We start from the raw sequence: 10846 nt of genomic DNA, 5'->3' as shown, positions 1-10846 counted from the left end.
CGATGGACGGCAAAGGCGCCTGGCGCGACAACGTGTTTGTCGAGCGCGTGTGGCGCAGCATCAAGTACGAAGAGATTTATTTGAGAGCCTACGAGTCGGTCAGCCACGCCCGGCGCTCCATTGGCCAATACATTGAGCTGTACAACCGCAAACGTCCTCATTCGAGTCTGGCGGATCAGACGCCCGATGAGGCATACTTCGCGACGCTGCCAGCGATCAAATCGGCAGCATGATCGCCCCGGACGTTCCACTTAAAAATCGCGGGACCCTGTCCGAACAAGCGGCACCACCTCTGTTGGCTCAACTATTGCATCTGCTGTCGGGGGGAAATTGAAGCGGGAGGTAACGGAGCATGAACACGAAACCAAAGCCTCACGAACCACAGACAAGATCTGCAAAAAATGACAGTCGACATGCTATTGCGGCGTCCACTCAAGGTACCGCGCTACGCGCTATTAACGAACCGGTGCTCCGGATCAACAGTTCCATTCCGTTCCCTGAGCAGGAAGTTTGTTCCTGCGTTGCTGTGCATTCCGACGAACGATGTATCTCACAAAGAAAGATATCAAGGGTCCTGCACAGAATGAAGCTGTGCGGCGAAGTGAGCAGCATGGAGGGCCGACGTCAACGCGACGGTCAGGACGACGTAGTCGAGCAGAGGCATCGAACCTTCCAACCCCATTATACGACTGTTGAATACTTCCGAACTTATGCTACTGGAGCGTCGGGTGTTGAAGAATCCTTCAATTCTTCTGGCGCTTTGCTTTGTTTTTTATATTTCAGCATGCAGTTCGAAACCTTTATGAAGTGAATTCCTTTATGCGACTTATGCCTCATGAATGTCAGCGCGACGTTCGAAGCGAATACGTAGACGGCGGAAATTATGCAGCCAGGCATGTGTACGTTCGACGACCCATCGGACTTTTCCGAGGCCACTGCCATGCGGGTGGCCGCGCCGCGCGATGCTGGTGGGAATACTGCGTTCGTGGAGAGCGCGTCGGTATTTGTCGTGATCGTAACCCCGGTCGGCATAGACGCAGCCAGGGCGGCTCAAAGGCCGCCCGCGCCTACCGCCGATCGGCACGATGGCCTCGATCAGCGGAACGAGTTGGGTGACGTCGTTACGATTGGCGCCAGTCAGGATTGCCGCGATCGGCGTTCCGTTGGCGTCGGTGGCGAGGTGGTGCTTGGATCCGGGTCGCGCTCGATCGGTGGGGTTCGGGCCAGTTTTTCGCCCGCCCCAACCGCGCGAATCGATGACGAATCCACGATCACGCGCGAGAAGTCGATCTTGTCCACCGCTCGCAATTTCCCCAGAAGCACTGCGTGCAATCGATCCCATACGCCGGCTTGCTGCCAATCGCATAGCTTGCGCCAGCAACTGACGCCGGAACCGCATCCCATCGCCGCAGGCAAGTCCCGCCACCGGATACCGGTCTTCAGCACGAACAAGATGCCAGTCAGTGCAGCCCGATCCGGCACCGGCTTGCGGCCCGGATACTTGAAGCGGCGTGGCTTCGCTGGTGGTAGCAGTGGCTCGATCAGTGCCCACAGTTCGTCATCGATGATTGGTTTGCCCATCTCCTCGATCCTGTTGTCACGACGATCGAGGTTAACAGGTTGCGTTACGGGTTAGCAGCCCCTACGAAGCCTTTTTGAAACCGCTTCTTAGGCGAGTGAGCGAGATTTAAATGAAAACACTATTGGCAGTGGACTACTTTTGTGATGTGGCACGGCGTTATCCGCAACATATAGCAGCAAGGCATGGCAGCGAGTCGGTAACTTATCGGGAGCTTGATGAGCAGTCCAATCGCATCGCAATGGCGCTGACCGAGCGCTGTGGCCGCGAGGCGCCCGTCATCGGCGTGCTGATGGAGCGAGGAATTGATTTATTGGCTGCGATGCTTGCCATTTTTAAGATTCGCGGTACCTATATGCCGCTTGATCGCCAGTATCCAGCGGAACGTTTGGATTACATGCTGGAGAAGAGCAAATGCTGCCTGCTGCTGACCGCCCGTAACTGCTACGAACAGGCGGCGTATTTGCAGGCAACCAAACCGGAACTAGTGCTTCTTGATATTGAAGAAGCGCAAGAATCTCGCGCGGCCTTTGTCGGGCTCAGAGGCAAAGGCAGTGATCTTGCCTACGTCATTTTTACTTCGGGTACCACCGGTCACCCAAAGGGCGTAATGATTGAACAGCGGAGCTTCATCAATCACTTGCACGCTAAAGTCCGCGATCTGGAGATCAGTAGAACTGACCAGGTGGCGCAGACTGCATCGCACTGTTTTGACATTTCTCTGTGGCAGTTTATGGCGGCGCTGCAAGTGGGGGCGTGCACACAGATCATTGATAGAGACGTCGTATGCGATCCGTCGCGGCTGCTGCTTGAGTTGCGCGAATGCCAAGTATCGGTCATTCAATTTGTGCCCTCGCTACTACGCTCGTTTGTGGCCGAAGTCGAATTGATCGATGCACGCGCGCTGCCGGCGCTGCGCAGGATTTCCACCGTCGGGGAGGCATTGCCGCCCGACGTATGCCGACGTTGGCTGGCGATGTACCCGTCTATTCCCATCCTCAACCATTATGGACCAACTGAATGTGCCGACGGTGTCACGCATGCGCTGATCTCTAACTCTCCGGCGGAAGGTCAGGCATTTATGCCAATCGGGAAACCGATAGACAATCTGCAGATCTATGTGGTCAGGCCAGATGCTGCGGCGCTGACGCTTGTTGCGTCAGGTGACGTAGGCGAACTTTGTGTAGCCGGCGTTGGCCTTGCGCGTGGTTACATTAACGACGACGCGCGTACCGAGCAGGCTTTTGTGGCTAACCCTTTCAGCGATAAGCGCGGATATGATCGATTATACAAGACTGGTGATCTCGTGAGGCTGCGTGAGGATGGCTTACTGGAGTGTCTCGGAAGAGCAGATCGCCAGGTCAAGCTGCGTGGTTACCGTATTGAGCTAAACGAAGTGGAAGGTTTGTTGGGGTTACATGCAGCAGTCGAGGCCGCGGCCGTAGTGGTGCATTACCCCGCTGACAATCGGGTGAAACTGACGGCAAGGGAAACACTGACTAGTCTAGGGGAAGCGGAAAGACTTCCGCGCCTCGTGGCCTTCGTCAAGCTTCGAGAGGAGGTTACACGGAGCGCTTTACGCGAACACATGTCGCGTCAGTTGCCTGACTACATGCTGCCTGATATTTTCTTCGAGATGGCGACATTACCATTAAACGCCAATGGCAAACTTGATTACAAACAATTGCCTTCCCCGGAAAGTTTGCGTCCTTTGTCCGATGTGAAATATCTGGAGCCCACTGACGGTGTTCAGGTTCGGTTGTGCAGGCTGTTAGCCGAGATACTGCATCTAGACCGGCTGGGGCGAAACGACAACTTTTTGCTGATGGGCGGTGACTCGCTGCGCGCCATGCTTGCGATCAACCGTATTCGGAGCGAATTCGCCTGCGAAGTTTCGGTGGTTGACCTGTACCATTGCTCAATAGATGAGTTAACCGAACTTCTGGCCGAGAAAGAGGGTGGGAATGAGTCGCTTCCCGCCATTGTCGCCAGTCGCCGTGGTGAGGGCGGAGAGGCTCCGGCCAGCCACATTCAAAAACACTTATGGTTTTTGTGGAAGCTTGATCCAACAGCATCCAACTATACCTTGCAAGCGGCGCTCGAATGCTGCGGAGAGTTTGATCGAGATCGCTTTAGTCGGGCTTGGGATGCGGTGGTGCAGTACTTCGACACACTGCGCATTCGATTCGTCGAAAAGAGTGGCAATCCATATTTGACCTTCGATTCACCGCCGAAGGGTAGTTTGCGCTTTATAGACCTTTGCGGCGACCAACCTGCCCCCAGGTTGGCTGAATTGAAGGCGAGCGAGTTTCAACCGTCCTTTGATCTCGCCGCAGGCGCACTGTATCGCGCACTACTAGTACGAGAGAGATCAGACCGGCATGTTGTCATCTTTACCACGCATGAAATCATTATGGACGCGTGGTCGCTTTCGGTGATGGTGCGCAAACTGCGTGAATTTTACAAGGCGGGAGTCAGTTCAGAGGACGGTATCAAAGCCGAAATTTCGTTCGCGGATTTCGCGAAATGGGAGTCTGAGCAGTTTCGATCGGACTGCTGGGCGCGACAGCGCTCGTACTGGGCACAACAGCTGTCGGGTGAGTTGCCGGTGCTGACCCTGCCTTCCGATAAGCCTCGTCCGAGGCGGATGCGTTACACCGGTAAGTCATACGCCATACAAATTCCGGCTCTCGCGGCGTCCAGACTTCGCGAACTTGCGGCGGACAATCGCACCACGCTTTTCAGCGTGTTACTGACGACTTTTTACGCTTTATTGAGAGAGTACAGCGGACAGGACGATATCATCGTCGGCACTCCGAATGTAGTGCGAAAACAGTCAGGTACGGAAAAGCTGTTGGGGTTCTTCCTAAACATGTTGCCGCTAAGGGCGAAGATGGATCCTGACAAGTCATTCATCGAACATCTGGCCACGACGCAGCAAACTGTCATCGGTGCTGACTTCAACGCGGCATATCCATTCAGTCGGATGTTGGAAACAGTTGACGTGGTACGTGGAAGCAATTTTTCCCCCGTATTCCAGGCGATGTTCAACATGTATTCGGAGAAAGCAGAGCTAATTTCTGAGGGGCAGGACGATGTGTCAATTGTCGCACGCGAATTGGAGAACGGTTATACGAAGTACGATCTCACTCTTTACTGTCAGGAAGAGGGGGACGGCATCTACCTGCAGATGTCCTATTGCACTGAGCTGTTCTCCGACGAGCTCGTTTCAAGAATGCTGCTCAACCTGCAGCAAATTATTCAGGTGATCATTGCGGCGCCCGCGGCGCCGCTGGCAGAGCTGGATCTGCGGCACCCAGCTGAAAAGGATTTTCTTAAGCGTTACAACGGAGGACGGCTGGCTTATACAGGCGCTAGTACGCTACGCGAAATGTTCGAAGCGCGTGCCAAAATGTCGCCAGTGGATACTGCTTATTTCTGGGAGCGCGGCCGCATTTCGTATGCTGAGTTGGATGGTGCAGCCAACCGTTTTGCTAACAGACTCGCAGCCGCCGGTGTTGGTGCCGGCGACAGGGTGTTGCTTGGCATTGACCGCGGCATTAACGCGTTGATCGTTATTCTAGCTGCGATCAAGCTGCACGCAACCTACTCGGTGATCGGGGCAAATTATCCGATAAGCCGCATACTTGAGATTGCCAAAGATGTCGCTCCCAATGCCTTCGTTGCCACGCCGTTGCAGCGGGAAGCATTTTGTGACAGAGGGCTGGTTTTACTGCCGTCGGAGGAAGTTGCACACGGCAATGAGGAGACAGATGCCGCCCCTTCGCCATCTTGCTCGCATGAAGTGCTGCAGGTCGTCTACACATCTGGCTCTACGGGAAAACCGAAGGGCGTTGTGGTTCCCGCTACAGCATGCATAAATCGTTTGCACTGGATGTGGGGGCAATTCCCATTTCAGGCAGGTGATGTCTGCGTAGTGCAGAAGTCGGCGGCGCTGGTTGCTAGTCAATGGGAAATCTTCGGGCCGCTCTTACAAGGCGTTCCTAGTTTGCTGCTGAGTCAGCAAGAACTGCAAGATCCATTTCTGCTGCTATTGCAGCTAGATCGTTACCGGGTAACGCATCTGCTGTGCTCGCCACCGTTGATCACCGGCATTTTGACGGCACAATTGACAGATGGACGGTCGGTTTCAGATTTGCGGCTGGTCACCTCAAGCGCTGAGGTGTTGCCACCGGAGTTGGCTCGGCGCTTTCTCGAGGCGTTCCCGCAGGCCCGTCTGTTCAACTTCTACGGCTCCTCCGAGTGTAGTTCGAACGCCGCTTGGGGGGAAGTGTGCGAAGTGGGCGCTGATGAACGGACTGTCCCGATCGGTAAGCCGGTGGCCAATGTCGGCATAGCCGTCGTAGATGACAAGTTGCGGCCGGTGGTTCAAGGTGCGGTGGGGGAGATCCTGGTGACGGGTGACTGCCTGGCGAGTGGCTACCATGACAGCAGGGAGTTGACAGCCGAGCGATTTGTTGCTAGTTCGGTGCCAGAGTTACAGCCTTTCGGAACTGTGGCTTATCGCACTGGCGATTTGGGGCGCCACCGTGACGACGGCCGCCTGGAGTTCCTCGGAAGGCGTGACAATCAAATCAAGATCCATGGCTTGCGTGTTGAACTGGATGAGATTTCTCACGTCTTGGGAAAATGTCCTGGGGTCGAGGAGGCCGCGGTGCATTTGCACCGCGCTGCGGATGGCGAGCCGCTGTTGACTGCCTACGTGGTGGGCACTGAGGCGAAGCTGCCGTCGACAGACGATGGGTTCAGGCAAATGCTCCGTCATTCGCTGTTGCCCCACAGTATTCCCCGTTCATTTGTTCGCTTGCGGGCTTTGCCTAAGCTGCCGGGCGGTAAATTGGACCGTTCCCGCTTGCCGTTGCCACGGCAAACCGCGGTGGGCGTATTCGCGCCGCTGGTCACCACGACCGAGCATGCACTGGCCGCGGTTTGGCAGGAAGTGCTTGGTATGTCGATGATTGGTGCGGACGCGCATTTCTTCTCACTGGGTGGTACCTCTATGCTGAGCGTGCGCTGTGTGGCGCAGGCGGCCAAGATGGACATCCGCTTTTCTGTCAGCGAGTTGTACGATTATCCAGTGTTACGCGAACTGGCTGGGCTGATCGATGCCCGCTCGGGCGAACTGGTGCACCACGATGGCGAAATCGACGGTGGAGTGGAAGTAACGCCTACGATACGCTTCATGAATCGGCGCATGGGTTTAGACGAGCATTTCAACATGTGCGCGATCTGGCAGGACGATAGCTGCCGTTTGGATCCGGCCATATTGGAGTCCGCTATCGTCAGGTTGGCGAAAGACTACCCACTGGTGCGCACCAGGATCTCTCGAGATGACGATGATCTACGCTTCCATACCGGAGTCGGAGCGTTGCATCTGGAGCGAGTTGCATTGGGCTCCTACTCAGAGCTCGGTGATTGCACGCGAGAGGTATCTGGTATCGCTGAGAAAGCGCAATATGCATTCCGGTTCGATGGTCGTACCTGGATGTCGCGTTTCCAATTGATCGAGGCGGAGGTCGGTGGGCGGCCGTACAGTTGGATTTTTATCATAATTCATCATTTCCTGGTCGACGGCTATGGGTTCCGGCTCCTGCTGGAGGAAGTAGAACGCTACTATCTGGCTATAGAGCATGGCCAAGCGCCGGTTCCCGCATTCAGTGGCCGCGCGCAGTTGAATCGATGGGTGAAGGCGCTGCGCGAACATGTGAGCGGTTCGTTGGACAGCAACGTTGCTTATTGGCGAAGCCGGCCATGGGAGCTGCTGCGTGAGGATGGTGCAACAGTCCTCGAGGTTGAGCCAGTCGATAGTGGCGCTGATGCCAGCCGCCGCTTGTTCGAGATGCTACATACTGGGCAGATGCACAGTGATGCTGCTTTCGAGACCTTGTGTGCGCGCAAGGGGATTCGCTATCTGGACCTGGATGCGGAATCGACAAAGATTCTGCTTGATCTGCATCCGGACCGGCACGGCTTTGACGCGTTCGACGTCATCCTATGCGCCTTGGCGGAGGTGGCAGGAAAGGGCAACCAGCGACGAGGGCTGTTTCTGGACAGCATGGACATGCTGCGCACGCCTATCCTGCCGGGTCAGGATCTGTCGACGGTTATGGGCTTTACCGCGGAGCTTGTCCCGCTGGCCATCGTTTGTGAGGGGCGACTCAGTGTGGCGGAACGTCTGAAAGCGGTGCGTCGTCAGCGCAATTCGGCACGGATCCATGGCATTGGGCTACGGGCGGCTGCGTATCTGCTGCCGGACGATCAGGCGAAGGCGCTGGTGGATTTCGACTGGCCGCGTGTTGTCGTCAACTATCGCGCTGTGTTAGATAATCTTCGTACGCGCATGCTGCTCGGCCTTGCTCAACCGACGATCTGGACGGGTGATGGGATGGGGCCCAACCGTCATCACACGTTGCGGTTATATATCGATAATGTGGACGGTAAACTTCGTATCCAGATGCATTGTGCGTTGCATTGCTTTTCCGCAGAGGAGGCGAACATGCTGGGACGTCAGTTGCTGCATTGTCTCGCGGCTTATGCCGGATGCCTCAGGGACAATCAGGAAGATGTGGACGCAGCAAGGTTGAAGGACGGGGCCACAGTATGAACACGCCAGCAGTCGCGGCATCACGGATGCAGTCAATGGCCCACGATCAACTGTTGCCACTGATCTTGCGGCTGGCTCTTCCGTCCGTCATTGGCGTCACTGTCAGTGCTGCTTATCAGTTTCTCAACGCCTATTTCGTGGGGCGGCTCGGAACAGCAGCACTCGCGGCGATGGCGTTGTCGTTCCCGTTTGCAATGTGCATCACGGCAATAGGCCAGATCTTCGGTGCAGGGGCCGCGTCGTTGATTGCTCGAAGCCTGGGACGTGCCGACGATCACTCTGCCAACGATTATGCATCGCACGCGTTATGGTTGGCGATGGTAATTGCTGGGATTGCGGCTATCGCGGGCTGGCTGGCGGCTCCAAGATTGCTGGCATGGCAAGGCGCTGGACCATCGACTTTGCCACTGGCGGTGGATTATCTTCATTGGCTGCTGCTGGGCTATGTGGCAGTGGTATTCAATATGGTCTGTGGTTTCATCGTGAGAGCGGATGGCAATACCGTGCTCAGCATGACGACCCAAGTTTCATCCTTCGCAATGAACGCGGCACTCGACCCGGTGATGATTTTCTGGTTGGGGCTGGGCATCGAAGGGGCTGGCATCGCAACATTTCTGGCCCAGTTGTGCGGCTTAACCTTGTATTGGCGACATTTCGCGGGCAGGCACGGCGCCATCGTCTTATCATGGCCATCGGTGGGACGCTGCTGGTGCCGGCTGGCGAGCATCGCCCGCATCGGCATTCCGCCAGCGCTCAATACGCTGCTCGCGGTAGGGGCCATGTCCATGCTCAATGGGTTCGCTGCTCGCTACGGTGAGGCATCGGTGGCGGCGCTAGGTTTGGCTAGCCGCTTGGCGATGCTGGCGGTACTTCCGCTGTATGGACTGTGCAGCGGGGCGCAGTCGGTTGTTGGGTTTAATGTCGGCGCAGGTAACTGGACACGGGTGGCGCAAGCGGTTCGGACTATGGTTGCCGTCGCCCTAACGTTCGCCGGAGTCTATGCCGGCTGCGTCGTGTGGCACGCTAGAACCATCATCGGCTGGTTTGCGCACGAGTCGGCGACGATAGAGATTGGTAGCCGCGCGATCTTACTGTTCCATTGTGCGTTGCCGGTGTTAGGGGTGCAACAAGTCTGCCTGCTTTTCATGCAGGCCAAGGGCGACGCAATCTGGGCAACGCTTGTAGCGGTACTGCGGCATGGCGTGTTTCTGATGCCCCTGATGGCCTTGCTGCAGCAGGCTTATGGGCAAGACGGCCTGTTGTTCTCGGTAGCGGCTGCCGATATGGCAGCGGGTCTTATCGCTAGTGTTATTCTATACAGTGAAATGCGGCAGATCGACAAGGCCTCCCGGCTCTGTCAGGTTAATGGGATGGGGGCGGTAGAATGACGTAATGAAGAAGACAAAACCGCTTTATCATGGTCATCGCTTCCTGAGCCTGCGCGACGTCGAGGAGTTGATGCTCGAACTTGGTGTTGTGGTCACTTACGAGACGATCCGCTGCTGGTGCGAGAAGTTCGGCGCTCGATTCGCCAGGTACAACATCCCTGAAATAGCTTTAACTATCTGGATCGAGATACGGGGCCAGCAAACTGACCACCAAGTCAGTGGTTTCGGCAAGCTCGCCGGTGCCAGGCAAGGGCTCCCAGCGGCCGGTGTGGCTGCGAAATGCGCACGTGTAGATGTTGCGGCCGACCTCGGTGAGGCGAGCCACGGTATCGATCGTGTCGTCGCGTTGCATCTGGATGAGCAGGTGCTTGCCGTAGGGCTTGACCGTGACCTTGTTGTGACCGGTCAGCGTGGCGAGTTGGCGCTGGAGTTCAGCGGCCTTTCTTTGTGCGTCGGACGTTGGCATCTTCTTTGAACCTCAGGGGTTCGCCAGTTTGCAGCTCAAAGCCGGCGAATGTCCATTTGAACGGCTTTGTCCGGATGGGTACGAGTTCCCGTGCTATGGACGCGACTATGCATTTTTGACGCAAACCGGTTTGCCGAAGGCGTTCCACCGGTTCAGCAGGTTGGCGATGATTACGCCTTCGCCTTCCTGCGACGCAAGCTCCTGCGTCAGCAGGCGCATCGCCGATGCAGCGCTTGATGCGCGAGATCTGCGCCTCGACCAGCGAGCGCACACCGTAGCCGTATTTCTTGTGAAATGCATAGATGCCTTTGTCCTCGATGTATCTGACGATCGGGTCATGCCGGCGGGTTCGCTCCTCGCCGTGTACGACAGCGTGAGCTGGCGGTGGGATGAGCATGTTCTTATATATATATATACGATTGCAGTATCCATTGGACGTGATCCCCCTGTGTGTACGCTGGCATGTGGCTACTCGTTGAGCCTGCGAAATCTGGCTCTTTTGATTTTGGAGTGGGTGATGCGACTCACGAGGCATGCGGGTTGAAGCCGGAGAAGTCGAGCTTGCCGGCAACGAGAAAGAGGACCGTGCGCATTGTCGTGAAGCGTGTGTAACCGCGAGCCTTTCGCTTGGCCGCTTGAAACAAGCCGTTGATGGCTTCAATGAAGCCGTTGGTCTGGCGGGTCTGAGTCCAGGCGACGACGCCGTCGAAGTGCCGACGTATCAGACGCGCAACGTCCTTCATTGGCTCGACTTTTGAGCGCATGACATTGGTGCACCACTGCCGCAA

Annotated in this window: 6 protein-coding genes and 2 pseudogenes; 6 read left to right on the top strand and 2 right to left on the bottom strand. The window is 56.3% G+C overall.

Annotation, left to right across the window (positions count from 1 at the left end; genetic code table 11):
* On the top strand, positions 1–233 hold a 233-nt coding region (locus E1N52_RS42180; RefSeq protein WP_133188130.1), incomplete at its 5' end, for an integrase core domain-containing protein.
* 119 nt (positions 234–352) lie between these two features.
* Positions 353–811 carry a hypothetical protein gene (locus E1N52_RS44485; protein WP_165979581.1) on the top strand — a complete coding sequence of 153 codons (459 nt, stop codon included), beginning with the start codon at positions 353–355 and terminating at the stop codon, positions 809–811.
* Between the two features lie 15 nt (positions 812–826).
* Here E1N52_RS44485 and E1N52_RS42170 read toward each other — a convergent pair.
* A protein-coding gene (locus E1N52_RS42170; RefSeq protein ID WP_246089460.1) for an IS5 family transposase occupies positions 827–1581 on the bottom strand; the annotation gives its coding sequence in 2 pieces (ribosomal slippage) (positions 827–1233 and positions 1233–1581; 756 coding nt in all).
* Between the two features lie 110 nt (positions 1582–1691).
* Between E1N52_RS42170 and E1N52_RS42165 the strand changes: the two genes are divergently transcribed.
* The 4 genes and pseudogenes from E1N52_RS42165 to E1N52_RS45710 all read left to right on the top strand — a co-directional run.
* The gene (locus E1N52_RS42165; RefSeq protein ID WP_133190939.1) at positions 1692–8204 is read left to right on the top strand and encodes a non-ribosomal peptide synthetase; all 6513 of its coding nucleotides are present in this window, start codon (positions 1692–1694) and stop codon (positions 8202–8204) included.
* A 35-nt stretch (positions 8205–8239) separates the two neighbouring features.
* The gene (locus E1N52_RS42160; protein WP_133190937.1) at positions 8240–9592 is read left to right on the top strand and encodes an MATE family efflux transporter; all 1353 of its coding nucleotides are present in this window, start codon (positions 8240–8242) and stop codon (positions 9590–9592) included.
* A gap of 4 nt (positions 9593–9596) precedes the next feature.
* Positions 9597–9737, top strand: a pseudogene (locus E1N52_RS42155) (IS6 family transposase); the annotation flags it as partial.
* Positions 9738–10447: 710 nt separating this feature from the next.
* A pseudogene (locus E1N52_RS45710) lies at positions 10448–10569 on the top strand (IS6 family transposase); the annotation flags it as partial.
* A 13-nt stretch (positions 10570–10582) separates the two neighbouring features.
* Here E1N52_RS45710 and E1N52_RS42140 read toward each other — a convergent pair.
* Positions 10583–10846, bottom strand: a 264-nt coding sequence (locus E1N52_RS42140) for a transposase (protein WP_165979580.1), incomplete at its 5' end; no start/stop codon positions are given.

The organism is Paraburkholderia guartelaensis (assembly GCF_004353905.1).
GTDB classification, from domain to species: Bacteria; Pseudomonadota; Gammaproteobacteria; order Burkholderiales; family Burkholderiaceae; genus Paraburkholderia; species Paraburkholderia guartelaensis.
This window is presented reverse-complemented; position numbering and strand designations above follow the sequence as displayed.